The following is a 24,726-nucleotide window of genomic DNA, read 5'->3' on the forward strand; positions in this document are numbered from 1 at the left end:
CATAAATTAAATAAAAATTCAATAAGACCATGAGGAAATTTTTCTGCCCTCGTTGCTGTTCTTCACCAACAGCATCTGGATAAAATTATGTGGATCTGAAAAGGCTTGTATGCCAAAAACAAATAATCAGAAAAAGGTTAATACCTTTAAAAATATTTTAAAAAAACAAATGAAAAAAACGCTTACTCTACTTGCTTCCCTCGTACTATTTTTTGTTGCTTCCGCTCAGTCAAATCAAAGCACTAACTCTGCTGTAAATCCCGCTAAAGACTGGAAATTTGGAATTGCACTATGGACATTTCATACTTTCAGTTTTGCTGAATCATTGGATAAGGTTGACAGTGCAGGTTTGAAGTATATCGAGCCTAATAACTTTACCAAAACTCTGCCTGAGTTAAATGATTCATCGCTTATGCAATTATCTCCTTCAGGTATTCAAAAATTGAAATCACTCATAGAGCAAAGAGGATTGAAATGCGAGTCGGTTTACCTGGCCGGTGGTAAGGATATCGACGCATGGAAGAAGCAGTTTGAAGCTGCAAAACAATTAGGTGTTCAATTTGTAACAACTGAACCTCCATTAGATATGTGGGATAGCATTGATAGTCTTGCCGGCATCTACGGAATTAAAGTTGCCATTCACGAACACTGGAAAGGTATGAGCCACTACTGGAATCCTGACACTACCCTGCTGGCTATCAAAGGTCATCCAAACTTTGGGGTGTGTGCTGATCTTGGTCACTGGCCAAAGAGTGGCATCAAGCCTTTAGATGCAATCAAGAAGCTGAGCGGCCATATCATTGCTATACATTTAAAAGATATTGCAGCATATAATAATCCAAAATTAGTTGATGTACCTGTCGGCACAGGTGTAATAGATTTTCCGGCTATTTTCAGGGAGTTGAAAAAACAAGGCTTCAAAGGACCTATCTACATCGAACGGGATGCAACAGATCAACCCAGCAATCTCCCTTCAGTGATACAGGAAGTAAAATATTATAATGAACAGGTGAGTAAGTTGTAGTAGCTCAACTCGCGTTACTCAGGCGCTTATTGTTTGCTTTTTCATTGCCGTATTTCTCTTCCAATAATTGCAGCGAAGTGTTTGCCATTTTCTTTTGAATAATTTTCTCTTGTTGCTCATCTGTCATGCTCCGGTATTTGTCTTCGAGGTTGACTTTCCTTATTAACCAGGGAAGTGTTAAGCCTTGTAGTACGAGGGTTATAAGAATGACAATAAAGGTTATGAAGAGAATCAGATTACGGTAAGGAAATGGTTGCCCCTGATTAATTACCAGCGGAATGGAAAGGGCTGCAGCAAGAGATACCACTCCGCGCATTCCTGCCCAACCGAGAACAATTGGACCCTTGAAGCCGGGCTTGGGATCTGCAACGGTTATAAAGTGACTCATAAAAGTTGTGAAAAGACTTGCTCCAAACGTGCAAATAAACCGGGTAATAATTAGTAAGAAACAGATGCCTAAACCGTAGGCAATAGCTCTGCCTAAACCAATATCTCCAAGTTGATGTATAATTAATGGCAACTGAAGACCAATAAGCATAAAAATTAACCCGTTTAGTACAAAGACGAAGTTTGTCCAAACATTTACGCCTTCAATACGGCTGCGATAGTTCAACATGCTTTGCCGTTTACTGGATAAAAAAAGACCGCCACCAACTACTGCCAATACGCCGGAATAATGAAAGTGTTCTGCCGCATAATACATGCAATAAGGGGTTATCAAAGACAAAACAATTTCAATATTTGAAGTTGTTGGTAGCCACCGATGAATAGCATAAAATATGAGTGCAATAAGAAGACCTATTAAGGTACCCATCACAATAACTAATACAAAACTGGTTGCTGCATTACCAAAATGAAACTGCCCTGTAATGACTGCAGCCAAAGCGAAGCGAAAGACAATCAGCGAAGAAGCATCGTTTAGTAAACTTTCCCCTTCAATGATGCTTACTTGTGACTTCGGCACTTTTACATTTCGCATGATGGTTGTTGCAGATATTGCATCGGGCGGTGAAATGATACCGCCTAAAAGAAAGCCTAATGCCAAGGTAAAGCCAGGAATAAGTGCGCTGGAAACAAACGCAACGACACATGAGGTAATGATAACGATGGGAAAAGCAAAGCTCATTATTACCCGCCGCCATCTCCAAAACTCTTTCCATGATGTTGCCCATGCTGCCTCGTACAAAAGTGGGGGTAGAAAAATAAAGAATACGATATTTGGGTCAATAGTATTATCAGAAAACAGGGAGGTAAAACTGAGTAACAACCCTCCCAATACCAGTACAATCGGGTAGGCTATCTTAATCTTATTGGCGAGCATAACCAGCGCCAGGATAATGAGGATAAGAAAAATGTATTGAATAAAAAAGGCTTGCATGAGGTACTTTGTTACATAAAAATATGAAAGCAGTTAACAAGGGCTGCATTCCGGCTTCAACTGCTATAATTTTGAGTTTAACCAATAAAGGACGAAATTGTTTTATAGGAACTATCGGAAATTTTTAAGAAAAGATTTACGTAGACAATATTATTACAGGTAAAAAGGAACACATCTTTAAGTGGGCCCTCCGTTGCCATCATGTTCCCAATGTTCCCGCCGACCACTGTAGCGCAACAAGTTCTTTAAAAAACTTTGTTTTCAATTCCAGCAGCTTTTGCCTTGCTTCTAAAACTTTACTCTCACGGCTATTGAGCAAAAATAAGCTGCTTTCACCGATTGAAAACTTTACTTCCTCAGCTTTAAGTAATCTCAGGTAATTGTCGTACGCATCCTCACCGATCTTTACCTGCTGTCGTAGTGCTAATAGTTGATTATAGGATTTTTTAATCTTGTTCTCGATCTCAAGACCTACCTGGTCTTTTTCCAGTTGATTGATCTGAATTTTAATTTTTGCAGTTTTATAATCACCTCTGCCTTGCCGCAACAACAACGGCAGGCCAAACTCGAACCCATATTTGTAATTGTTCTCAAAAACGTTTTGCCCTATCCCTTTCCACGGTTTGTACCCTTTGCTTAGAAAGTTATAATTGACATTAAGCGTTGGCAACATGCTTTGAAACTTCAGCCTTCGTTCTGCCTGCAATGCGTCCAACTTTCTATCGTAAGTCTGAAGTTTTGGGTGATTTGCTTTTGCTGTTAACAATATATCTTCTAACGAAGGAATTGGGTTGTTTTCGATCTTTACGCCATCCACTAAAGTATCCGGTACGACGTTACTGCTGAGCTCATACGGTTGGTCATTATCCAGCCATAAAAAGTTCGATAATTCAAAGCCAGATGTCATCCATCTGACTTGAGCTTCACTGGCGAGCAGTTGAAAGTTTTGTAATTGCGTCAAAGCTTCAACCGTGTCTATTGCAGCCCTGTCGCCTCCTGCGAACGAACCGCGAACAAGTTTTATACGCTGCTCATTTATCGCCACTGCCTCTTCAAAGATCTTAAACACCCCGTATTCCTTTACCCAATTCCAATATGCAGATGCGGCATCGTACAACAGGTTGTTCACCTCGTTCAAGCGTGCAGCTTCACTTTGACGAACTGTAATTTTTGCTTGTTGAACTGTTGTTCGCCTTTTGTCTGTTGCAAGATTTTTTAACAGCGGAACAGTTACACCAACATAACTGCTTCGTCCCTGCGTTGCTTCTCTTGTAATGCGTTCGCCGCCGTTATCTTCCAGGCCAGCTTTCAGATCAACCCCATACCAGGTAGGAATTTTCAGTTCGGGATTGGTGTAGAAGTAATAGTTTTTGCCGTTGAAGGTTTTTTGCTGGTTGTTTACATAAATCGAAGGATCAAACCCGCCTCTTGCTGCAAGCAGAGCTGCCCTTGCGCTGTCAACTCCTAAAGCTGCCTGCCTCGCTACAGGATGATACTTTTTTACAATGTCTAAAACATTTTCTAACGTCAATACCTGTTGCTGCGCAAAAACCGCGAACGGTGAGGTAAGAGCTAATAGCAAAAGGCCGGTAAATGATCGAAAGAATTTTTTTTGTACCAACGTTAGAATAACTATTAAACACCGTTGCGTCGCACCCTTCAACTGCATCGTATAGTTCGGCCTGCTCATGTAGGAAAAGGAGTTTTTTAATGTTTTTTTTCGGTAGAAACTGACGTTTTTATTCACCGGAATAATCTGTTTGGGCTGCCCAAAGAGATGCAGATGAACGTAGTGCGACCCAACAATGACGCTATGAAATACAACTGCCTGTCACCCAAAACCGAGTGGCATGCCGCAATCATTTCTTATTTGCCAACTGCTTTTGGTTTGTTTTATAATAATCGGCCGGAAAACCATTGATCTGTCGCCATAACTCGTACCACACCGGCACATCCTTCAACAGTGCAAAACCTACAGCTCCGGTTCCCAACTTCAGATCATTTGGCCACGGCCGATCATTTTTATCTTCAACCACCAGCAACCTAAACAAACCATTGTCGTTACGATATCTCTCCACGGCAATTACCTTCCCGCTGAATGTGCCATAGCTCGCTTTCGGCCATCCCGAAAATACCACAGCGGGAAATCCGTCAAAGATGAAGCGAACCTTTTGTCCCGTATCAACCAACACCAAATCATTCGGTTTTACAAATATTTCAACAGCGTAACGTATGCTTGTCGGTACTACCTGCACGATCATGTCTCCTTCTTTCACGATCTCATTAATGCCTGCTTTTACAGCATTCACCACCTGGCCATCCTGCGGAGCAAGCAGCCATCGCTGCGATCCGCGAATGCGGTAGTTTGCCACCTGGTTCTCAAGCTTTGCTACTTCTGCTGCAGTGCCCGCCATTTCGCTTTGGGCTGCAGCTTGCTCACCTCTTGTTTTCAATACCTTTTCAGTCGTTTCCTGTTGTACGCTATTGATTTCTATTTGCGCTATCGTTAGATCCTGCAGTGTGTTCTGGTATTTATTCAGCTTTTCGGTCTCGGCAGCCAGCGACTTTTGATATGAAGCCGTTCTTCTTTCAAAATCTACGAGTGATATGATACCATCATTATGCATACTCTTTGCGCGTTCGTATTGCTGGGAGGCAATATTCTTATCTATAATCGCAGCTCTCCATTCCACTGAATCACTAACAACCTTACGTTTTAGTTGTTCAATCTTATTCCGTAGCGATCTTATTTTCAAATCCCGTGTTGCTTCCAATGCAGTCATTTGACCGTTTGAAGCCTGCACCTTATCAGCGTAGTAATTTATCTTTTGTTTCTTGGCATCTAATTGTTCCTGTGTTCTTGCAACAAGATTAGGATCGAGATAGTCGTCCTTAACATCAGCAAGCATGATCAACGTATCGCCCTTCTTTACATAATCACCTTCCTTCACAAACCACTTCACTATTTTACCGGGAATGATGGCATTTAGTTGCTGCGGACGTTGATCCTGGTACAAAGTAGTGACGGTACCGGTTGCCCTAATATTTTGTGTCCACTGTAAAAAAAGTATTGCGACCAGCAACACAATAAAAACAATCGCCCAGGTTTTAAGCCATTTATGATAACCACCAAAATATATCTTACTGGTGCTTTCTATTTTATAGCCCGTTTCCTTCTCAATCATGTCTTGTAGAACCTGCATCTTAGTATGGCTTAACTGATGAAAGTATTTCACTTGGTTTACCTGCTGCGCTAACAGCGCCTTTATCTAATACAATTATCCAGTCGCATCGTTCAGCAAAAGCATCGTCGTTGGTCACAATAATGGCGGTTGTATTCGTCATTTCGTTCAATATATAGTTTTGAATGCTCTCCCTGCTTTCCTTACTGAACGCAGTCCAGGGATTTTCGAGTAACAACAGCCCCGGTTTATGAACAAGTGCCCGCATGAGCAATAGTTTTTGTACCGTTGATTTTCCAAGCCTGCTACCGGCAACGTCAAGAATAGTATTATAACCATGGCTAAGATTAGGCAGGTATTGGTCAAACTGGATGATGGAGGCAAGCTTGGTAACATCTGGAAGCGTAACGACAGGATTGCCAAGCGTGATATTATCTAAAACGCTTCCATGAAAAATGTCCTGGTCATTCAACATGATACCGGTATGTCTATGAAGCGTTTTTAGATCGTAGTTATTAACAGGAATATGATTGACTAAAACCGATCCACTGTAATCGGTGTAAGCGCCTGTTAACAACCGTAGCAGTACACTTTTACCGGCGCCTTCCTGCCCCATCAAACACACCTTGCTGCCGGCCGGAATATGAAAAGAAACCTTGTCTAATACCTTTTGAGAATTATTGAAGCTATAAGACAGGTCTTTTACCTTTACATCAACCCCGGTGTCATCGCTTTGAAATGGAATGGTTCCATTAGTCTCTAAAGGCATTTCTACGACCTTACTCAATTTGGTTATACTAATAACGAGGTCGTACATAGTATCTAAACTGTAAATGAACTTTTCAACAGAAGCCATGATCATTAAAATAACAATTTCTGCTGCTACAAACTGCCCGATATTAATCTGATTATTGATGGCAAGTACAGCGCCAACGATGAGCATGCCGGCAGTAATAATCACTTTAAAACCGATTAACGACCAATACTGAATCAGCAAAACTTTGAAATGATTAGTCCTTGCATTTAAATAACCGCCCAGCAGTTGATCACTCTGCCGCAAGTGATGGTTTCCATCAGCGCTAAATTTAAAAGTTCTATAAGCCCTTGCCATTTCTTCCAGCCATCCTGCAACTTTGTACTTATAATTACTTTCTTCCAAATTGGTTTCAATCCCGCGCCTTGTAGTAAAGTAAGCAATCAAAAAAAGTATCATCAGTAGTATAATCCCAAACAGAATGAATACTGAGCTGTATAATGAAAGTAGAACAATGCCGAAAAGGATTTGAATTGAAGCAGCAGGAATATCGATCAAAAGCTTGCCAAGGCTTTTTTGAACGCTGACGGTATCAAAAAAGCGATTGACCAGTTCGGGCAGATAGTAATGGTCAACGCTTCTCATATCGAAGCGGGGGATACGGTAAGCAAACTCAAAACCGTACCGGGCAAATACTTTCTGGTTGATCCGTTCAATCAGCCGCATCTGTGTTACCTGAAACATTCCGCTGATCAGAACGCCGATGATCACCAGGGCGATCAGCAGCCATAAACTTGTGCTGAACGTGTACGCCTGTATAAAATTGATGATCATTTGTACTCCCAATGGAATACTCAGTTGTAAAAAGCCATAGATGATTGAGAAGAAATAGATCGAATAGATTTCTCCTTTTTTAAGCCGTATAAGTTCTAATGTACGTAAAAGGGGTATACGTACGTTTAAAGGGTTTGTAGTTGCCATTTTCCTGTGCAGTAATTGTCAAAGAAAATTTCTTTCATTTTCATTAACAGTACTGCTCAACTATTGTTGGCAAGTTTTGTTAATATATGATTAATTTGTTTTTCGACGAGGTGGCATATCATTTGGAACAATACCCCTTGTAAAACATTCATCATGGCAAGACAAATGCGTGCTGCTTATTACGAAGAGTTTGGAGGTGTGGAAAAAATAAAAATCGGCAATATTGATATTCCGGAAATAAAAGAAGGTGAAGTACTGGTAAAAATCAAAGCGGCGGCAGTTAACCCTGTAGACGCGGCTGTTAGGGAAGGGTATTTGAAAGACTATCTGCCATACCGGTTTCCGGTAATACCGGGATGGGACATGTGTGGTACGATCGAGGAAAGAGGGTTCAGTGCAAGAAGGTTTCAGGTCGGGGATGAGGTTTACGCGTATGCACGAAGGCCGTGGGTACATTTCGGAACATTTGCTGAATATATCGTTATTCCAGAAAGCTACCTCGCATTTTCACCCCGTACAATACCCTGGGAAGAAACGGCCGGCATTCCACTCGTCGGACTAACTGCTTACCAATCTATATACGACGCGGGTAACCTGCAGGAAGGGCAGACGGTCTTGATTTTGGGCGCTTCAGGCGGAGTTGGCAGCTTAGGTATTCAACTGGCGAAAATAAGAGGAGCAAGGGTTATTGCCGTAGCCAGTAAGAAGAACCAGGACTATATGAAGGAACTTGGAGCAGATGAGACCATAGATTATACCGGAACAAATATCAGTGAGGCCACCAGGGCTGTATGTCCCGAAGGCGTAGATTTGATTTTCGATTGTGCCGCCGGGCAAACCTTGCAGCAAAGTTTATCTGCGTTGAAGCATACCGGTAAGCTCGTATCCATATTACACCAGGGGCAAGGCTTAGACCCGAAAATCGATTTTCAATATGTTTTTGTTGAGCCTAATTCCAGTCAACTATTGCACATGTCAACATTAGTGGAGGCCGGGAAATTACAAATATGGGTAAATAAAGTGTACACCCTGGATGAAACGGCGGCGGCACTCACACAAATACAGACACACCATACAACCGGTAAAATTGTTATCGTGCCATAAAAATAAAATGGAGATACATGGTTTTGCAGCCTGGGAACTTAGGCTTCCTGTAAACTTATTTATTTGAATCTACCATTCTGAGAACAGAAGTTTTAAAGCTGTCGAATTTGTTTAAGTCTTTATTGATATTAAACTTTTTATTGTGAATTATTAAGCCTACTAATGCGCCTGCTAACGTTCCGAAAATACCTCCTGCCGCAGCCGACGCTCTCGGGCCGAGATCGATAGTAATCCATCCATCAGGTTCCGGCTTTTGATAGGTAGCTAAGCCTATTAAAGTTCCCGTTACTGCGCCCGCTAACGTAGCTATTGCAACACTTCCCCTTCTTACCCTCGTAACACTGTTTATAGTATTGTAACTAAAGGTCTTGAGGCGTATATCCTTTGGTGAAATATTACCGCCATAAGTAACAACATCGCGGTAAATGGTAACGGTTGTATCTGTCACATTATAGATATAACCCTCTGTTCGTTGTGCATCTGTATTGATCTTCATTTTCAGAACTTTTTTTTCTCTGCTTCGGGAGGAGTTTGCGAAACAGAGGTGAAATGTATCAACAGGCAGGACAGACAAAAAATTGCCTCAACACTATTTTTGAAATAGTTCATATAAGTGGTATTTACAAAAAAGGGCAGCAATATTGCTGCTCTCTTAAAATTAATAATTGTCTATTAATTTTTTTGCATTGTCCTGATATGAAGTTGCTGGTTTAGTCGTTAAAAAGATGACCTAAATCTAAAAATGTTAAGTCCTGCCGGGCTCTCTTCCGCGAAGGGGTCATTTTAGTCTGCGGAATAAATCCACTTTTTAAAAGTTTGTCAAATATATTACCTGCAATTTTTTGATACCTGTTGGGTGTAGCAAAGTCGAAGTCCACCCTCAGTTCTCCCTGCCATAGGTTGTGAAGTGAATCAACAGGACTATATAGTGACGCGTAATAATTTTCTTTGTACTGGTTTCCAAATACCATACCTGCTGCTGCGTAGCCTCCCGGCAATGGCGTCCCTACGACAGCAACACTTTTGTGAGTATCTACGTAAGACGTATCCATCGGATTAAATACTAAATATGCATCATATTTGGAAGACACTACGTTATTTAGATTTAAATACGTGCGGCGCGGAATTTTACCAATGTAAGTGAAGTCCGTTTGTATCTTGTGACTGATGAAGAGCTTTATCATCTCGGTGGAAAGATTTTCAAGAAATAAGAGTGAAGCTGTAGATCCTGCTCCTATGATTAATATGCTGGAGTATTGTATAGTAGATTTGCCCGCCTGTGTTTCTTTCAACGATGATTTTCCTATATAAGTCGGAACAAGGCAACCAGAAACGGTGGTAATGAGAATAATTACAGCACTTGTAACTGCCGTAATTCTTAGTATTCTTTCATGAAAATATTGTAGATAACGTGTTACAGAAACGTCGAAAGTTTGTGCTTATTGCTTATTGTGAAATCTTATTCCTTACGTTTTGCTGCGGTCTCCTCTAAAGATCATGTGCGAAGGCCAGGGTAAGCGGCATCAAACCACCAAACCGTGGCAGCAAAAAAAGCGTAAATTCACTACATTTCCAGCTGAAAGCTTGCTGATCATCTTTCCTGCAGGTCATTATGAGAAATATTAAAGGCTTTTTAATCAAAACTTATCTTTCAATATTATTATTGTTGATTACAACGGGCTGCGCGAAAGAATATAGCTTCGAATACAAGCCCGGCTGAACTTTGAAAGATGTCCGCGGCGTCTGTATGCCTTCCTCAATTCATGGCAAGTTTTTTAAAAGTAAGAGCCTCGACAAAGACACCGCTTATCTTGAGCTAAAGGTGAACGTGGCGCTTAAAGGCAAATATCATATTGCAACGGATTTGCAGAACCGTTTTAAATTTGCAGACTCCGGAACGTTTAATACTACCGGCTTACAGGTCATTCGCTTAAAACCTAAGGGTACACCTGTTGATAAAAGCTATACAAATTTTACGGTTTGCTATGATACCAGTTGCTGCCCGATAACGCATGGCAGTACACCGATGTATCGATCGGTAAAACATTTACAGGCAGTTTTAATTTCACCCAATATCTCACTACGCCGGTTTCTACCCTGGTCTTGTTGTGTAAGCAGGTAACCAACCCTGCTGACACCAGCTTTGAGATAAGTTTTACTTTTCCTCCCGATGGCATTAAAACCGGTTCTTTTACGACAGACGACGGCAATGCAGTCTCTTATTCTCACAATGGTATTTGTGTCAATTGTGCCTGGAAAGTGGCTTATAACTTAAATGGCGCTATCACCAATATCATAGTTACCGATTATGATGTAACCACCAAAACCATCAAAGGAACATTCAGCGGTACTACCATAAACGGGCAGAATGCACTAGTGCCGATAAAAAATGGACGGTTTAAGGCTGTGATCGAATAACAGGTTATTACAAGTATAATGGGAAAATTAGCTTCTTATAGATGCACCCGTCGTGGTTTCTTCTTTTTCTTTGTAGTTTGTCGGAGCTCCTGGGGTATAAAGTTTGCGGAAGGACAAGGTTGCAATAACTGCTGAAGAATATTGTTGTGAAAGTTGACGTTAATAGAGCTTTGCTCCAGCCCGTGTTTATCATCTTCAACTGGGCCCGTGCTTGTTTGCCTTGCAAAACTTGATTGCTTTTGACTTGCATCAAGTACTTCCAGTTTTTGTTCTGGCTTTAGTTGTTCCAATACACCTTTGGCACTAAATTCCTTACCCAAGTTGCTGCCATTAAAAACACATTTCGTTTTGAAATCAACATAAGTAATTCCATAAATATTTCCCTGGCTGCTTTCTCGTAATACTACATTAACACCCTCCCGAGCCAAAGCTCTTGTAAACTCCCCTAACGTTTGTTTTTCCTTCACCAGCACCCATTTTATTGCAGTCTTTAATCTTCGCTGATGCTCTTGCCGTAGCTGTTCATTCTGTACAAACTTTTGTTCCAGATACTTTAGGGTTGGCTTGTTGTAAAAAGCACTGGCTTTTATCGGTGTGCCTATTTTATTACCGTTGTCATCTAATGCTGTATAAACTAATCCTCTTTTTTGAAACATTTTGGTATCTTCTTTTCCCCTGTCTGCCATTACATTGTATAACTTCGTACTGCATTCAGCTCTGCTAGAGAGGTGTACTTAAACTGTGTTAGTACTACGTCCAGAACGTTTGTAATAGCTCTTTTTGTTTGTGTTTTTCCATATTGAAATTTTTATGCAGTTAGCTTGATTTCATTTTCCTGCTTTTGGTTACGTCCTTGTGCCTTGATTAGTCCAAATTGAATTTCAACAGCTTTTCGTGCTAGTTCAGATTGATTGCGACCGATATTGTTCATTTCTATTTTACTGCCATCGGCTTGGATATTGGTACTTACAATATGAATATGAGGATGACCTACATCATAGTGTCGATATACCAGGTAAGGTTGCTGCTCAAAGCCAATTCCCTTCATATAAGTTTCTGCAATAGCTAATAATTTTTCTTTGCTTAAAGCATCATTATCATGAAAGTTAAGGGAGATGTGAGCGCTGTTCGCTTTTACCCTCTCGTTTAGTTTGGCCTGGTGCTCCAGCCGGTGCAGCTTTTCGTAGAAGTTCAATCGCTCCAGGTATTTTGGATAATTCACCGCGTGAATACACTCCGCTACTCCGGCCTCTATTTTCTTTTCATTGTAATTCAAACTTCTCGAAAGACTTTGCGTTCTTTTTATCCTGGCTACCATTTTTCTGCAAATTGATTAATACGGTTTTTGATTTGTTCCACCTTATTCAGCAAGATTTTATGGTCTACATCATGCAGTAAAATCCACTCTCTGAACTCCGGAATTTTATCTAATAAATGGAGTTTATGCACTGCTTGATTATAGTTCTTTCCAATAGCATTTAGCTCATTTCTAAGGTTTATCATCTCTGTCATAAAGTCATCGAGGCATTTGTTTCGCGTTAGTACCGTTACCTTCCCTGCTAATAAAACCTTTCTTATATAGTCGCTCAGCTTGCGGCAGGTGGTTGCTCTAAACCTATCATTTATCTGGTTATATTCTGACAAAGTCAACCTCAGCGTTATGTGTTTTGTCCCGTTGTCTTTTGCTTTTTTCCATCACAATTTCATTTATCACGTTAGAAAATATTTCAAATTAGGAGTAGGTATAAGAGCTTTGGAAAAGCCCACTATTTGACTTTTTATCAATTTCATCTATAAATTTTTATCCTCTGTTTCTTTCCCGAAGCGAGTTCCGAGCGAAAGGGTTAAATTATCCTTTGTGTTACAAACGGACATTTAACCAAGTGCGTTAAGAAGCACTTTAATACAGGTTTTTGTAAAACATAAACCAGAGATTAATTAGAGACGTTCATTAACCATATCAACTTTTAAAAATGCCTTCCTAACCTATGGCTATGTTTAAAGTTTTGACTTTGCAGAACCAGGTAGTGATTTAGGTCTTTACAGTTTTCGTACAAAGAACTTTTGTCAATGTACTTTGTGTCCCACTTTATCGCTACCTCAGTGTTCTTTATCCCGGCCTCATCTCTGTCCAGGTAGAGGTTAATCTTGTCGTGTTGCTCCATTAAAATGGAGGTAGACATATAGTTGATTTTAGAAAGCAAATCTGCTAACAAAATCAAGTAAAAGAAAAGGAAGGTATACCTTAAAAAAGGTCAAGGGTATACCTTTTTTAAGCAATTTGTAGGAGTGATTATTTTTTAACGGCAGAATGCTCTTTTAAAACATTTTCAGCAAAGGCAGAAACCTCCTTTCCAAACATTTCGGGATTAAGTGCAATCTGCCTGATCTGTGGTATTAATTGTCCTTTTGCACTGACTGCACTTTTGCTTAGCAAAATCTTTTTATAAGAAAAGTTCTTCATCTCCTCAATCCTGCCTGGTATTTTGCTAAGCTTAAATTTGGCTGAAATAAATTCTTTTAGAGCAGTGGTGTCACGTATAAGAGTTTCATAGTGTAGTTCATTATTATTTATTTCTAAGTAAAAGTGTGTAGCGATAACATATGTACGAATAGGAAAGTCTGCAGCAGATAAAGGTTCTTCATCCGCTGAAGGCTCTTCGAAATTTGCAGGAGGGTTATACATTAAAAGGCTGACTTTGTTTAAAAACTGTTTTATCTCCTCCTTTTTAATAGATGCATCCTTTTTCTGAAACAATAACATCATTTGATTTTTTGTCTCTATGTTTTCCAGGATTTTTGTTACAGCTGCCAGTGCCAAAGACTTTTATTCACTGTGGTTTCCTTCGTCAATTCGATTGCTACCTCAGTAAGGAGATTTTCCAGATACAAAGCTGCTGAAATGGTAGGGTCATCTTTGCTGCAAAAACGAAAGTGGTGCCATTTAAACTTTATATAATTATAAATGGAGGGATTGAAATTATAAATGAAATTTTGTATTACCCAGTTACTCATACTCTTGATTCGCCTATTAAAACTAAAGTTATAAAAACTGAAGTAAGATGAGAAAAAATGAATGTAAGATGTTAATACTCCCAAGCAAATAAAAGGCTTATGAGTTGAATAAATAAGACACGAAGCGTCACGGGTTTTGCGATGGAACAGAGATTTTACTCTTCAAAGAGAAGTTTTTTTCTCTTTGAAATTTGTACCCCAATTTGTACCCCAAAATAAAAACTCCTTCACAAATATTTGATTGTCAAGGAGTTAATTTTACAAAAGTTGCCCGATTAGGATTCGAACCCAAACAGGAAGAACCAGAATCTTCAGTACTACCATTATACTATCGGGCAATTTGGTTTGTAAAAGTAACACAACACGGTAAAAATACAATCAGCAGCCGTTGAATAATTTTGTAAAAATGTAAAAGAAACCTTTTATTAAATTTCAAAATCTCTTGCTAAAAGTTCTTCGGCTAACTGTTGTGGAGTTGTAAAACGAATAGCATCTAACCCTATTTGTCTTGCCGCATTCACATTTCTTAGGTTATCATCAATAAAAAGAGCTTCTTCTGCTTTTACATTGTACCTGTCTAACAATAATTGGTAAAACTCGGGAAAAGGTTTTCTTATTTTTTCAGTGCCCGAAACAACCACTCCATCAAACCAGTTCAAAAATTCATATCGTTGGAGTGCAATCGGGAAAGTTTCTGCGGACCAGTTTGTTAGTGCATACAATTTATATTCGCTTTTATCTTTTAGTTTTCTGAATATCTCAACTGTGCCTTCAATAACGCCACCTAGCATCTCTTCCCACCTGTCGTAATATACTCTTATATTTTCTTCATGTTCGGGGTATTCTTTTATAAGAGTCTCAGTTGCTTCCTTTAAAGTTCGTCCCGCATCTTGTTCTTCATTCCACTCCGGTGTGCATATTCTCTCGAGAAAATTTTTCATCTGTTTTTCATCATCAAAAACTTTTTGATAAAGATATTCGGGATTCCAATCTATTAAAACACCGCCAAGGTCAAATATTATTGCAGTAATCATTTATCTGGATATTTTTTTATTGCAAGAAACATGATTTCTTGAAAAGTTATTTATTTTTTTAAAAGGATTCAATGAACTGAAAATATAAAAGAAAACTCTTTGCAAGAAATATTAAAACAATTTCTAAAAACAAGTACTTTCATGTAGTAATAAATATGTCTTAAATATATTCTTCTAAAAGTAAGATTTAAGACAACAATTGCTGAAAGTACATCAAACTAAAAACCTTCATTTGTATATGGAACAACAAATAATAACAGGCAAAACAGAAGAGGAAATCTGGCAAAAGATAAATGCTCAATTTCTTGCAAACCCTGATCCATTGGAATATTCAGCAGTAATTGAGCAAGGAAAGAGAAAAGTTGTGTTAGATATAGATATAGATTTAGGAGGAGGCTTTGAAAGTGGGTTTGAAAGTACTACATTAACTGCCGCGTTACTTACCATACCTGTTTTTCGGTTTGCCATCCACGAAAAACATTTTACAGATGAGATAGGAAAATTTTTCGGAATGGAAGACGTAGAAATTGGATTTGCTGAATTTGATGAAAAATTAATTATAAAAACAAATGACCGGCTAAGGGTAAAAGAAATTTTTTCTGATGAATTGGTGAGAAAAATTTTTGAATCTCTTAGTGACTTTACTTTTGGAATTACTTACCATAACAGGGATAATGAAACAAATGTTCCATTTCTCGAACTGTATGTAGAACATGGAATTACAGACCCGATAAAGTTAAGAGAAATATATCATGCATTTATTTCTGTTCTTATGTTACTTGATACCGAAGTTGAAATAACACAATAGAATTAAAGAGTAGACTTTAGTTGGTAATGATAAAACGTTGCAATTGGTAAAAGGGTTTTTAGATGTTGCTGGCATTGTATTTTTAATAATTGTTGCTAAAAAACCAATGAAATTATTATCAGCTATAGGAGGCGGAATTGCCGGAGCCATTGCACTTACAGTGATACATGAAACTGCCAGAAGATTAAATGAAGATGCACCACGAATGGACTTGTTAGGTATGGAAGCCATGTCAGATACGTTAGAAAGTATTGATGCCAAAGTGCCAAAAGAAGAAAATTTGTTTAAAGCTACGATGGCTGCAGACATCGTCAGTAACTCCCTTTATTACAGCGTTGCAGGACTTGGAAATGAAAAGCAAGTGATATTAAGAGGTTCTTTGTTGGGGCTAGCCGCAGGGATTGGTGCCGTTTATTTACCAAAACCTCTTGGCTTGGACGAAGCTCCGTCAAGCCGCACTCCTCAAACGCGGTTAATGACTGTTGCTTTGTATTCTATCGGAGGTTTGGTTGCTGGGTCTGTTGCTAAGTTTATTGAAAACCAAACATAAGACGAAAAGTCGCCTCTCGCTCTCAAAATGCTCTTTTCCACTTTATATTTGCAATTTCTTATTGCTTTGACCTACCTGTTCCTTTATTTCTTTTCACTTTTGTTTTTATGCAAACATTATCAGTACCTGCGCCACCGGCAATAGCTACACCTAATCCTTATTCTAACAGATCTCACCGTATTGGTGTAGCGGCATTTTTTTTTATTTTAGGATTTTGCTTTGCAAGCTGGGCATCACGTATTCCTGTCATTCAACAAAAATTAGGACTTACAGACGCACAATTGGGTATCGTATTGTTTGCACTGCCTGTTGGTTTGTTTTTATCATTACCTGTTTCAGGATGGCTGATAGCAAAAAAAGGAAGTAAAAAAGTGGTATCTATTGCTGCAGTATGCTATGCAGGCATTTTGGTTACTTTGGGATTTGCAGAAAAAACATCTCAATTGGTTGCTGCACTTTTTGCCTTTGGGTTTGTAGGCAATATGGGTAATATTTCGATGAATACGCAAGCGGTAGGCGTAGAATATTTGTATAAACGAAATATTATGGCATCTTTTCATGGAATATGGAGTCTTGCCGGTTTCTCAGGAGCTGCAGTGGGTACTTTTATGAACGGAATGGGTATCGCTCCAGGCTATCATTTCTTGAGTATACTAACTTTTTCAGTTTGCATTTTCTTGGCAGCATCACGTTTTCTTTTAATTAAGGACAGGCAAACAAAAGAATCTCCTCCCTTGTTTGCACTGCCTCATAAATCTCTGATTTATCTCGGATTGATTGCCTTCTGCTCAATGCTTTGCGAAGGCGCTATGTTCGACTGGAGTGGCATTTACTTTAAAAAAGTAATACTCGCAAAGCCTTCTTTGGAAGGTGCAGGTTATACTGCTTTTATGAGTACAATGGCACTCAGCCGTTTTTTTGCTGATTATTTCACTTTTCGCTATGGCTTCAAACGTATTATACAGGCAAGCGGATTGATTATAATGACCGGCTTATTGCTCGCCGTTTTAATGCCATATTTATATACTGCCATTGCAGGGTTTTTATTGGTAGGCATTGGCGTTTCATCTGTTGTTCCTTTGGTATATAGTGCAGCAGGTAAATCAAAGATTTTATCACCTGGTACTGCGATCGCATCTGTATCTACAATTAGCTTTTTCGGGTTTTTAATAGGACCGCCACTAATAGGCCTGCTTGCAGGCATAGCTAGCCTGCGTTTATCTTTTGCCGTAATTGCACTAATGGGATTAAGTGTGACGATATTAGCAACAATGAGTAAAGAGGACAATTAAGAAAGAGAATGCTTTTAGTATCAAAAAGTCAAATCGGTATTTTTGCTGAAAATTATCTGCAACCAGTTTCCTTTTAAGAACAGAGGTAGTGAAGTGTTTGGATTTAAAACATAATTATACCTCTTTTCAATTATATGAATGATTTAAAAAAACTGAATAAATCTATTACAGTACAAGAGTGCGACGCAAGAGAAGTTGAATAGATCTATCTCGGATGGGTAATAAAATAACTATACTCCTGAGATTCATTGAATTAAAAAAGCCTGTATATCAAATACAGGCTTTCCGGAAAAAAAATTTATAAATATCGTTATGCAACTTTTTTCAAAATTTCTGAATGAGATGCATAGAATTTATCAGGGCTGTAAAGAAATAGACAAGAGCCGTTTTTGATTTTATCAATAATAGGCTTATAAACATTTTCAGGTAAAGCGGGGCAACCTAAGCTGCGGCCGATAAAACCTTGCATCTTAATAGCGCTCTCACTTACATATGCAGCGCAGTGCATAACAATAGCGCGAGTGTTCGCATTGTCATTAATTCCTTTTTCTTCACCAAATAATCTCATTGAAAAACCGTGCTTTCCCATATATGTATCACCGGTAACGTAAAACCCTAAACTGCTTTTATTGCTCTCGGGCTCATTTGAAAATTCATTGGCCATTTCCCTGCCCGAATTTCTCCCATGAGATACATAAGTGTTATACAAAATTTTTTTATTCTTTAAATCAATAACATATAAACGTTTTTTACTTGAAGCCTGGCTAAAATCAACTATCGATATTATTTCTTCATTTTTTAGTTTTCCGGAGGAAAGAAGGTAATTGAACCCTTTCAACGCATACTCAAATGCATACCTTGATAAACCTAAATCACCTAAGTTAAGACTATCATAAACAGCTAACCTGCTGTTAACAGTATTAACATTTGCTATTGCATTTTCAGCAGCAGGTAATATATTAGAAGCTACTGTATTGTTAGTAACCTCTGAAAATGGTGAATTTATCGAATGGAAAGAGGGAGATTTGGCAAAAACAAAAAGAAAATGAATGATAAAAGCGGAAGATAAAAACAGGAATATTTTTTTACGCATAGACATTTTTGTTTAACGCGGTTTACTATTGTTTATTGAATTCTGATAAATTCAGGATAAGCGTTGTAAAAAATACGGTGCGAAATATGGTTTTTTCTTTACAACAGAGAATTTAAGGGTTTAATATCTCTGGAAACTGGCTGCAAGTTAAACGAGGATATATAGACAGCCAAAATTATAGGGATAGTTAAGTTATTTTTAACTAATACGATTTCCAGTAAAATCACTTGTTTTTTACTGGAAATTATGATTAAAATAGCGAGATACAAACTGTGAAAAACAAAAGAGGCTATACCATGAAGCAAGCCTCTTTTTTCTCTAACACCTGCCAAATGAACCCCTTCAACTATCAATTCTTACGATTATCCGGTAATAAACAATTTAGCTATAGTTAATACATCTCCGTATGCCAGAGGCTCGTCAAAAGCTTCTGTTGCTGCACTTTGTGATATCGTCACTCCGTTGGCAACAATTCCTGTTATTTTAACTGTTGCCTGTGTATCTAATTCTTCTCCGTTGTAAATAGGTTGTGCTGCAGCCGGCAAACCTCCCGGATCTTTTCCTGTAATCCAGGGTTTTTGGTTAGCACCTCTTGCCCGGCGCATCTGCCGCAAATGAGATGCATGGCGAGCCTCTACCGAATGTATATTAAGAGCCGCGCCCAGTACTGTTTTGTTACCTACGAGGTTTGGAGCCTGGCCTTTATAAGCACGAACACCGGTATCTTCAAAGGCTTGAGCCAGGGCGAGAAACACATCATAATTGGAGAACGGATTGAAGCTGCCTTTAGCTGTGAAATCAAAGGTTGGTTTGGCAACTGCAATTGTTCCAAGAACTGATTTAAGGAATGCAACGTGATGATTTTCATCATCGCGTATCTGCGTCAGAGCAGCAACATCTGGTGTTCCTGCCGGTATTAAACCTGGTGTTGCTACACCCATTGTGTAAAATTCAGCTTCAAGATATTCTAATGTCAAAGCAAAATTTAATATAGCATTTACGTCGGTGGGCTGTGTCTGACCATAAGCTTTTTGAAATAAACTGCCCAATGCAAGCGGTAATGCCGACATTGCTACCTTTGTTCCAAATCCTGCCATATTTTTTATTGCTGCACGGCGTGGATTTATCCTTTCATTAAATTCAGGATCGGCTTTTTCTATCTGTTCGAATATATTAAGTAAATTCATTGTTGTATTAATTAAGAAGGTAAATTACTTGCGTTAATTTTTGTTTTGATATACTTGCCTGCGACACTTAGCACCATTGAGGGCGACTTGGAAATCTCCATTCCATTCATATCTATGACATCACTGCCTACAAAAGAACCAGGATTTATAAGATCTCTGATAAAAGCAGCATGACGTGCCTCAACTGAAACAATTTTACCCGCCAGTGTTAAATAATCTTTAGATGTAATTAAAGGACCTGCACCATTGTAAGCAGAAACACCTAAATCCTCAAAAGCTTTTGCAGTACCTAATACACTCTCACGCTTTGTAAAATCAATACTGCTAAAATCAACTTCAAGAGAAGTAATAGCACTTGAGGATAAAGCTGCTTTAAAAAATTCACGATGAGCTATCTCATGATCACGGATGTCCGTAAGAAGAGCTTTCTCATCAGCCGTGATGTTTGCATAAGGTGTAGCAATTACCTGTATATAAAAAGCCGCTTCTAATTGCTCCAGCGCGTATGCATAGTTTAAAATACCTACATCGCCACTTCCTAAATCTACGCCTTCACTCAATATGCTGTTATCGTCTTTTTTACAACCTGCCGCCACTAATACTATTCCCGAGGCAGCAGTTGCATAGTTAAGAAATTTCCTACGCGATAGACTCAATACTCCTTTTTCCTGCTCAACAAGTATTTTGTTTTCTGTTGAGGCTGCGTTTTTTGTCATAGCCAATTTTTTAGATAATTAAAAATATTTCGGAAGGCCTTCCATTGTATTGCTGATAGTTACGAGATTAAACTGCGGGCAGTTTTCATACAACTGATTTTTCTAAAAGTTTTATTCTTATCCGCATTCATTTTTCTACTTATTTTTTATTTCAAAAAAAGAGATATGGCACATTATTTTTATTTAATTAATTTATTATTAATCAATACTTATTATCATGGCAAAATATTCTAAAGGTGCAGGAGAAAAAGTAGAAGAAGTAATGCACGAAATGAAAGAAGGAAAGCTTAAAACCGGCAGCGGAAAAAAGGTCACAAACCCGAAGCAGGCAATAGCGATCGGCCTCTCTGAAGCAAGAGAAGAAGGTGAAAAAGTTCCCAAAAAATCAGGTGCAAAAAAAGCGGAGTCAAACAAAAAAGCTTCCAAAAAGGTAGCGGCAAAAAAGGCAGAAAAATAATTTATTTGAAAAGATAAATTTGTTTGTCATTCATAAAACTTCAACAAAATGTAGTTGCACTACACAGGTTTATTTTTACTCTTATGAAATATTTTATAGGAATTGTTCCTCCTGAAGATATTTATACAACTGTGGTTAGTATTCAAAAAAAATTTGGAGATAATCGGCTTGAACCACACATAACACTTCGAGCGCCGGTAACAGTTATAGAAGAAACAAAATGGATCGAAGCAATTGAGCATATTTGCGCGAATTTTTCTCCTTTTGAAATTAAACTACCTACAACAGGCAATTTTGGGAAACGTGTATTATTTATAGATGTTTCATCAAACGGGCTAAAAGAATTATACAATGCGCTTATGCCGGCTATAGAACTTTTTGAACAACCTGAAATAAATAAAAAGGAAAATACAAATTATCATCCTCATTTGACTCTTGGCCGTTCGTGGTGCGGATTTTCAAAACAGGATTTTATACAGATGAAAGAGTTGGCGAATGAATTTTTATCGCAGAAAAAAATTTCTTTTATCGCACATTCTGTAAGAGTCTATCATAAGCCTTCTGCTTCCGGAAGATATGAAGCAAAAAAGGATATAGCGTTATCTGGAACTGCTGTAATTTAATTATTGTGATTCGCACAGAAAAACCTCAAAATCTTTTCATCATTGTTCTACCATTTCTTCTGCTACTGATTTATTTTTTTTCCTGCGAATCCATATTTGGCCTTTATGTCGCGTGGGCACTTCATCCCCTAATAGTTTCCCCCAGGGTTTAAGGTCATCAATTCTATCAAAAATAATTTTCAAAATAGCAACAGCCGGTATAGAAAGGAACATTCCCGGCACCCCCCATAAAGCTCCACCCAGTAGGACTACTAATATAGAAAACAAGGCATTGATCTTTACTTTAGATGACACAATGCGCGGAACCAAAATATTGTTATCAATAAATTGAATGATGGCATAAGCTATAATCACTCCTAATTGCGTAGAATAACCATCTTTGGTTATTGTTGCCATTAATACCGGTAAAGCAATAGCTATAATTCCTCCTAAGTATGGAATCATATTGAGAATGGCACCTATGACACCCAGAAGTATCGCGTAATCAACACCCAAAATCAATAGCGCGATTGAATTTAAAACAGCCACAACAACAGCCTCAAGCAACAAACCCACCATGTAGCTTTGTATAGCAGTTTTAGTTTGACTAAGAATGTCTCCTACCTGCTTTGTGTTTTCTTCTGAAAAAACTTCATACAGAAAATTTAGAATCAAGGTCTTGTAAAACAGCATAAGAAAAACATAAACTGGCAATAAAAAAATGACTCCCAGCGTACCTAATGCTGTTCCTACTGTTTGACCCAGAATTGCTTTGCTGCTATTCATAGCTTCATTAATAAATCCTACCTGCTTACTTATAGTTAATCCAAATTTTATTTGTAGCCATTGTTGCAACTCATGAAGCAGTGAAGAAAATTTACTTTTAATGAGCGGTAAATTATCACCAAACCCGACAATTTGAGAGGAAAGAAAATACAAAATACCGCAAACAACTACCAGGGCAATAAGCATAGAAATGATGATAGAAAGAACATGCGATATGCCGGATTTCCTAAAACGCGTAACCAGTGGATTGAGCAAGATGGCAATAATAACGGAAAATGAGACAGGTACAAGTATATCCCTCAAATTGATTAATGAATATGTAACCAATATGATTCCGAAAAGAATGACTGTGCTTTTTATGTAAAATGGGTATTGTTTTACCTGCATAATTATGAAATTATAACTTTTCTCATATAGGTACTTAAATTATGCCATCAACATTTTCATAAATTTAAAAAGGAAAGTTTCGCTAATGTTAGCTTTGAAAATATCAGTTAAAACAACACGATTAAATATTTCAATTCACTATCCTGCCCATCCTTCTCTGTCTAAACTTCTGTATTGAATAGCTTCTGCCAGGTGTTCCACTTTAATTTCTGCATTTCCGGCAAGATCCGCTATCGTTCGGGAAACTTTAAGAATGCGGTCATACGCACGTGCGGATAAATTTAAACGTTCCATTGCTTTCTTAAGCAAGCCTTCACCTGCCTGGTTAATCACACATATTTCGCGCAGTTGCTTGCTGCTCATTTGGGCGTTTGCATAAGTTCCCGGTGTGTCTTTGTACCGAAGTGTTTGTATCTCTCTTGCCTTAATAACTCTTTCACGTATTGCGGATGAAGGTTCACCTTTGGCTATATTGCTTAATTCTGTAAATGATACCGGCGTTACCTCCACATGCAAATCAATGCGATCGAGCAAGGGACCTGAAATTTTATTTAAATATTTTTGAACAGTTCCGGGAGGACATGTACATTCTTTTTCGGGATGATTGTAATAACCACAAGGACAAGGATTCATACTTGCTATCAACATAAAATTTGCGGGAAAGTCTAAAGCAATTTTTGCACGAGAAATAGTAACACGTCTTTCTTCCATTGGCTGACGCATTACCTCAAGTACCGTTCTTTTAAACTCTGGTAATTCATCTAAAAACAATACACCGTTATGAGCCAGAGAAATTTCTCCGGGCTGGGGCACACCTCCCCCACCTACCAAAGCAACATCTGAGATAGTATGGTGCGGACTTCTGAAAGGTCGTTTATTAATTAATGATGCATTCTCCGGTAACTTTCCTGCTACGCTATGAATTTTTGTTGTCTCCAAAGCTTCCTGCAGGCTCAATGGAGGCAATACTGTAGGAAGTCTTTTTGCCAACATGGTTTTACCAGCTCCCGGAGGACCAATCAAAATTGCATTATGGCCTCCTGCTGCTGCAATCTCCAATGCTCGTTTTATATTTTCCTGGCCTTTTACGTCAGTAAAGTCAAGCTCGAACTGGTATTGCGAGTTAAAGAATTCTTCTCTTGTATTTACGTCTACGGATTTTAAAGAATTTTCATCAGCAAAAAAATCAATCACTTCCTGCAAATGAGTTACGCCATACACTGCCAGGTTATTTACCATACCTGCTTCCCGCGCATTTGCCTTTGGCACAATTAATCCTTTAAAACCTTCTTTACGGGCTTGTATTGCTATTGGCAGCGCACCTTTAATAGGTTGAATAGCGCCATCAAGACTAAGCTCGCCCATAATAACATAATCTTTCAGCGCATCTGCATTTTCGATTTGTTCGCTTGCGCCAAGTATTCCTATCGCGATAGGAAGGTCAAATGCAGAACCACTCTTTTTAATATCAGCGGGAGCCATATTTACCACAATCTTAATACGTGGCATTCTAAAGCCATTGCTTTTAATCGCACTATCGATTCGTTGCTGACTTTCTTTTATTGCACCGTCTGGTAAACCCACTAAAAAATAACCCTGTCCTTCACATACATTTACTTCAATCGTTATATTAATAGCCTCCACACCATATACAGCACTGCCAAACGTTTTTACCAGCATTAAATTGAAAATTTAAAAGCAAAAAAAAGAAAATTGAAAGTAATGAAAAGAGTGGAAAGAATATTAAAATTTGAATTTAGAATAATTGTTCATCAGCACCCCTGTCATGAAACCAATTTCCGAAAATAAATATTATAAAAGATTTAAAAAAAATTATAATATTATTTAGTTTTATAACTCAGCTTATGTCTAAGTAAGTAGCTTGATGTAGACCTATCCAAACCACTAACACATAGAAGTAAAAGCTTGCTTCCAGGAATAATTTTCCTTTTAAATAT

General features: G+C 38.4%; 26 protein-coding genes and 1 pseudogene. 9 read left to right on the forward strand and 18 right to left on the reverse strand.

The genetic code is table 11. From position 1 onward, the window contains the following. Positions 1–169 precede the first annotated feature (169 nt). Positions 170–1,024, forward strand: coding sequence for a sugar phosphate isomerase/epimerase family protein (locus tag B154_RS0116810; RefSeq protein ID WP_033411897.1), 855 nt, complete (start codon positions 170–172; stop codon positions 1,022–1,024). Positions 1,025–1,028: 4 nt separating this feature from the next. Here the strand turns inward: B154_RS0116810 and B154_RS28890 are convergent, their stop codons facing one another. The 4 genes from B154_RS28890 to B154_RS0116835 form a co-directional block, all read right to left on the reverse strand. Continuing rightward, entirely contained in the window at positions 1,029–2,402 is a 1,374-nt protein-coding gene (locus B154_RS28890; protein ID WP_083934982.1) for a Na+/H+ antiporter, read from the reverse strand. A 199-nt stretch (positions 2,403–2,601) separates the two neighbouring features. Beyond that, a complete protein-coding gene (locus tag B154_RS0116825; RefSeq protein WP_018615431.1) occupies positions 2,602–4,092 on the reverse strand; it encodes a TolC family protein in 1,491 nt (496 codons plus the stop codon). A 169-nt stretch (positions 4,093–4,261) separates the two neighbouring features. Beyond that, positions 4,262–5,605 carry an HlyD family secretion protein gene (locus B154_RS0116830; protein WP_018615432.1) on the reverse strand — a complete coding sequence of 448 codons (1,344 nt, stop codon included), beginning with the start codon at positions 5,603–5,605 and terminating at the stop codon, positions 4,262–4,264. Position 5,606: 1 nt separating this feature from the next. Continuing rightward, positions 5,607–7,319: a peptidase domain-containing ABC transporter gene (locus tag B154_RS0116835; protein ID WP_018615433.1), complete on the reverse strand. Its 1,713-nt coding sequence runs from the start codon at positions 7,317–7,319 to the stop codon at positions 5,607–5,609. A 153-nt stretch (positions 7,320–7,472) separates the two neighbouring features. Here B154_RS0116835 and B154_RS0116840 point away from each other — a divergent pair, with 153 nt between their 5' ends. Further along, positions 7,473–8,423 carry an NADP-dependent oxidoreductase gene (locus B154_RS0116840; RefSeq protein ID WP_018615434.1) on the forward strand — a complete coding sequence of 317 codons (951 nt, stop codon included), beginning with the start codon at positions 7,473–7,475 and terminating at the stop codon, positions 8,421–8,423. A gap of 55 nt (positions 8,424–8,478) precedes the next feature. Here the strand turns inward: B154_RS0116840 and B154_RS0116845 are convergent, their stop codons facing one another. Together B154_RS0116845 and B154_RS0116850 are read right to left on the reverse strand one after the other, a co-directional pair. Next, entirely contained in the window at positions 8,479–8,919 is a 441-nt protein-coding gene (locus tag B154_RS0116845; protein ID WP_018615435.1) for a hypothetical protein, read from the reverse strand. 214 nt (positions 8,920–9,133) lie between these two features. After that, on the reverse strand, positions 9,134–9,715 hold the full coding sequence (locus B154_RS0116850) for a hypothetical protein (RefSeq protein ID WP_018615436.1): 582 nt from the start codon (positions 9,713–9,715) through the stop codon (positions 9,134–9,136). 455 nt (positions 9,716–10,170) lie between these two features. Here B154_RS0116850 and B154_RS32505 point away from each other — a divergent pair, with 455 nt between their 5' ends. Together B154_RS32505 and B154_RS0116860 are read left to right on the forward strand one after the other, a co-directional pair. Beyond that, complete coding sequence (locus B154_RS32505; protein ID WP_157580835.1) at positions 10,171–10,545, forward strand: hypothetical protein; 375 nt, start codon at positions 10,171–10,173, stop codon at positions 10,543–10,545. After that, a complete protein-coding gene (locus B154_RS0116860) occupies positions 10,530–10,841 on the forward strand; it encodes a hypothetical protein (RefSeq protein WP_157580837.1) in 312 nt (103 codons plus the stop codon). The genes B154_RS32505 and B154_RS0116860 overlap by 16 nt, the downstream gene beginning before the upstream one ends. A gap of 35 nt (positions 10,842–10,876) precedes the next feature. On the opposite strand, the gene B154_RS33435 is transcribed toward B154_RS0116860, so the two are convergent. The 7 genes and pseudogenes from B154_RS33435 to B154_RS0116895 form a co-directional block, all read right to left on the reverse strand. Next, the gene (locus tag B154_RS33435; protein WP_245542612.1) at positions 10,877–11,527 is read right to left on the reverse strand and encodes a hypothetical protein; all 651 of its coding nucleotides are present in this window, start codon (positions 11,525–11,527) and stop codon (positions 10,877–10,879) included. 122 nt (positions 11,528–11,649) lie between these two features. Then, positions 11,650–12,159 (reverse strand): relaxase/mobilization nuclease domain-containing protein, encoded by a 510-nt coding sequence (locus B154_RS33440; RefSeq protein WP_245542613.1) that lies wholly within the window; start codon positions 12,157–12,159, stop codon positions 11,650–11,652. Beyond that, positions 12,153–12,515 (reverse strand): annotated as a pseudogene (locus B154_RS0116870) (plasmid mobilization protein); the annotation flags it as partial. The pseudogene B154_RS0116870 and the gene B154_RS33440, both read right to left, overlap by 7 nt. A 293-nt stretch (positions 12,516–12,808) precedes the next feature. Then, positions 12,809–13,024, reverse strand: coding sequence for a toprim domain-containing protein (locus B154_RS0116875; RefSeq protein WP_018615440.1), 216 nt, complete (start codon positions 13,022–13,024; stop codon positions 12,809–12,811). 110 nt (positions 13,025–13,134) lie between these two features. Continuing rightward, on the reverse strand, positions 13,135–13,608 hold the full coding sequence (locus tag B154_RS0116880; protein WP_245542614.1) for a hypothetical protein: 474 nt from the start codon (positions 13,606–13,608) through the stop codon (positions 13,135–13,137). 35 nt (positions 13,609–13,643) lie between these two features. Then, the gene (locus B154_RS33445) at positions 13,644–13,856 is read right to left on the reverse strand and encodes a hypothetical protein (protein ID WP_245542615.1); all 213 of its coding nucleotides are present in this window, start codon (positions 13,854–13,856) and stop codon (positions 13,644–13,646) included. A 425-nt stretch (positions 13,857–14,281) separates the two neighbouring features. Then, entirely contained in the window at positions 14,282–14,890 is a 609-nt protein-coding gene (locus B154_RS0116895) for an HAD family hydrolase (protein WP_018615444.1), read from the reverse strand. Positions 14,891–15,128: 238 nt separating this feature from the next. On the opposite strand from B154_RS0116895, the gene B154_RS0116900 reads away from it, so the two are divergent. From B154_RS0116900 to B154_RS0116910, 3 genes are all read left to right on the forward strand, one after another. Further along, positions 15,129–15,698 (forward strand): hypothetical protein, encoded by a 570-nt coding sequence (locus B154_RS0116900; RefSeq protein WP_018615445.1) that lies wholly within the window; start codon positions 15,129–15,131, stop codon positions 15,696–15,698. A gap of 106 nt (positions 15,699–15,804) precedes the next feature. Beyond that, complete coding sequence (locus B154_RS0116905) at positions 15,805–16,248, forward strand: hypothetical protein (RefSeq protein ID WP_033411901.1); 444 nt, start codon at positions 15,805–15,807, stop codon at positions 16,246–16,248. 107 nt (positions 16,249–16,355) lie between these two features. Continuing rightward, complete coding sequence (locus B154_RS0116910) at positions 16,356–17,540, forward strand: MFS transporter (protein WP_018615447.1); 1,185 nt, start codon at positions 16,356–16,358, stop codon at positions 17,538–17,540. 310 nt (positions 17,541–17,850) lie between these two features. Here B154_RS0116910 and B154_RS0116915 read toward each other — a convergent pair whose 3' ends face one another. The 3 genes from B154_RS0116915 to B154_RS0116925 all read right to left on the reverse strand — a co-directional run bounded on the left by B154_RS0116915 (position 17,851) and on the right by B154_RS0116925 (position 20,536). Beyond that, entirely contained in the window at positions 17,851–18,633 is a 783-nt protein-coding gene (locus B154_RS0116915; protein WP_018615448.1) for a murein L,D-transpeptidase catalytic domain family protein, read from the reverse strand. Positions 18,634–18,995: 362 nt separating this feature from the next. Continuing rightward, positions 18,996–19,820 carry a ferritin-like domain-containing protein gene (locus B154_RS0116920; protein WP_018615449.1) on the reverse strand — a complete coding sequence of 275 codons (825 nt, stop codon included), beginning with the start codon at positions 19,818–19,820 and terminating at the stop codon, positions 18,996–18,998. A gap of 11 nt (positions 19,821–19,831) precedes the next feature. Next, the gene (locus B154_RS0116925; RefSeq protein WP_018615450.1) at positions 19,832–20,536 is read right to left on the reverse strand and encodes a ferritin-like domain-containing protein; all 705 of its coding nucleotides are present in this window, start codon (positions 20,534–20,536) and stop codon (positions 19,832–19,834) included. Between the two features lie 217 nt (positions 20,537–20,753). On the opposite strand from B154_RS0116925, the gene B154_RS28900 reads away from it, so the two are divergent. Then, positions 20,754–20,993, forward strand: coding sequence for a DUF6496 domain-containing protein (locus B154_RS28900; protein ID WP_018615451.1), 240 nt, complete (start codon positions 20,754–20,756; stop codon positions 20,991–20,993). Between the two features lie 83 nt (positions 20,994–21,076). After that, a complete protein-coding gene (locus B154_RS0116935) occupies positions 21,077–21,616 on the forward strand; it encodes a 2'-5' RNA ligase family protein (protein WP_157580839.1) in 540 nt (179 codons plus the stop codon). Positions 21,617–21,655: 39 nt separating this feature from the next. Here B154_RS0116935 and B154_RS0116940 read toward each other — a convergent pair whose 3' ends face one another. Both B154_RS0116940 and B154_RS0116945 read right to left on the reverse strand, forming a co-directional pair. Next, complete coding sequence (locus B154_RS0116940) at positions 21,656–22,768, reverse strand: AI-2E family transporter (protein ID WP_018615453.1); 1,113 nt, start codon at positions 22,766–22,768, stop codon at positions 21,656–21,658. 138 nt (positions 22,769–22,906) lie between these two features. Further along, on the reverse strand, positions 22,907–24,448 hold the full coding sequence (locus tag B154_RS0116945) for a YifB family Mg chelatase-like AAA ATPase (RefSeq protein ID WP_018615454.1): 1,542 nt from the start codon (positions 24,446–24,448) through the stop codon (positions 22,907–22,909). Positions 24,449–24,726: the final 278 nt, after the last annotated feature.

The sequence above is a fragment of the Segetibacter koreensis DSM 18137 genome, from assembly GCF_000374045.1.
Taxonomy (GTDB): Bacteria; Bacteroidota; Bacteroidia; order Chitinophagales; family Chitinophagaceae; genus Segetibacter; species Segetibacter koreensis.

Excerpts from the sequence above, each read along its gene's own strand:
- B154_RS0116810 (WP_033411897.1), top strand. The coding sequence starts at position 170 with ATGAAAAAAACGCTTACTCTACTTGCTTCCCTCGTACTATTTTTTGTT.
- B154_RS28890 (WP_083934982.1), bottom strand. The coding sequence starts at position 2,402 with ATGCAAGCCTTTTTTATTCAATACATTTTTCTTATCCTCATTATCCTG.
- B154_RS0116825 (WP_018615431.1), bottom strand. The coding sequence starts at position 4,092 with ATGAGCAGGCCGAACTATACGATGCAGTTGAAGGGTGCGACGCAACGG.
- B154_RS0116830 (WP_018615432.1), bottom strand. The coding sequence starts at position 5,605 with ATGCAGGTTCTACAAGACATGATTGAGAAGGAAACGGGCTATAAAATA.
- B154_RS0116835 (WP_018615433.1), bottom strand. The coding sequence starts at position 7,319 with ATGGCAACTACAAACCCTTTAAACGTACGTATACCCCTTTTACGTACA.
- B154_RS0116840 (WP_018615434.1), top strand. The coding sequence starts at position 7,473 with ATGGCAAGACAAATGCGTGCTGCTTATTACGAAGAGTTTGGAGGTGTG.
- B154_RS0116845 (WP_018615435.1), bottom strand. The coding sequence starts at position 8,919 with ATGAAGATCAATACAGATGCACAACGAACAGAGGGTTATATCTATAAT.
- B154_RS32505 (WP_157580835.1), top strand. The coding sequence starts at position 10,171 with ATGCCTTCCTCAATTCATGGCAAGTTTTTTAAAAGTAAGAGCCTCGAC.
- B154_RS33435 (WP_245542612.1), bottom strand. The coding sequence starts at position 11,527 with ATGGCAGACAGGGGAAAAGAAGATACCAAAATGTTTCAAAAAAGAGGA.
- B154_RS33440 (WP_245542613.1), bottom strand. The coding sequence starts at position 12,159 with ATGGTAGCCAGGATAAAAAGAACGCAAAGTCTTTCGAGAAGTTTGAAT.
- B154_RS0116875 (WP_018615440.1), bottom strand. The coding sequence starts at position 13,024 with ATGTCTACCTCCATTTTAATGGAGCAACACGACAAGATTAACCTCTAC.
- B154_RS0116880 (WP_245542614.1), bottom strand. The coding sequence starts at position 13,608 with ATGATGTTATTGTTTCAGAAAAAGGATGCATCTATTAAAAAGGAGGAG.
- B154_RS33445 (WP_245542615.1), bottom strand. The coding sequence starts at position 13,856 with ATGAGTAACTGGGTAATACAAAATTTCATTTATAATTTCAATCCCTCC.
- B154_RS0116895 (WP_018615444.1), bottom strand. The coding sequence starts at position 14,890 with ATGATTACTGCAATAATATTTGACCTTGGCGGTGTTTTAATAGATTGG.
- B154_RS0116900 (WP_018615445.1), top strand. The coding sequence starts at position 15,129 with ATGGAACAACAAATAATAACAGGCAAAACAGAAGAGGAAATCTGGCAA.
- B154_RS0116905 (WP_033411901.1), top strand. The coding sequence starts at position 15,805 with ATGAAATTATTATCAGCTATAGGAGGCGGAATTGCCGGAGCCATTGCA.
- B154_RS0116910 (WP_018615447.1), top strand. The coding sequence starts at position 16,356 with ATGCAAACATTATCAGTACCTGCGCCACCGGCAATAGCTACACCTAAT.
- B154_RS0116915 (WP_018615448.1), bottom strand. The coding sequence starts at position 18,633 with ATGCGTAAAAAAATATTCCTGTTTTTATCTTCCGCTTTTATCATTCAT.
- B154_RS0116920 (WP_018615449.1), bottom strand. The coding sequence starts at position 19,820 with ATGAATTTACTTAATATATTCGAACAGATAGAAAAAGCCGATCCTGAA.
- B154_RS0116925 (WP_018615450.1), bottom strand. The coding sequence starts at position 20,536 with ATGACAAAAAACGCAGCCTCAACAGAAAACAAAATACTTGTTGAGCAG.
- B154_RS28900 (WP_018615451.1), top strand. The coding sequence starts at position 20,754 with ATGGCAAAATATTCTAAAGGTGCAGGAGAAAAAGTAGAAGAAGTAATG.
- B154_RS0116935 (WP_157580839.1), top strand. The coding sequence starts at position 21,077 with ATGAAATATTTTATAGGAATTGTTCCTCCTGAAGATATTTATACAACT.
- B154_RS0116940 (WP_018615453.1), bottom strand. The coding sequence starts at position 22,768 with ATGCAGGTAAAACAATACCCATTTTACATAAAAAGCACAGTCATTCTT.
- B154_RS0116945 (WP_018615454.1), bottom strand. The coding sequence starts at position 24,448 with ATGCTGGTAAAAACGTTTGGCAGTGCTGTATATGGTGTGGAGGCTATT.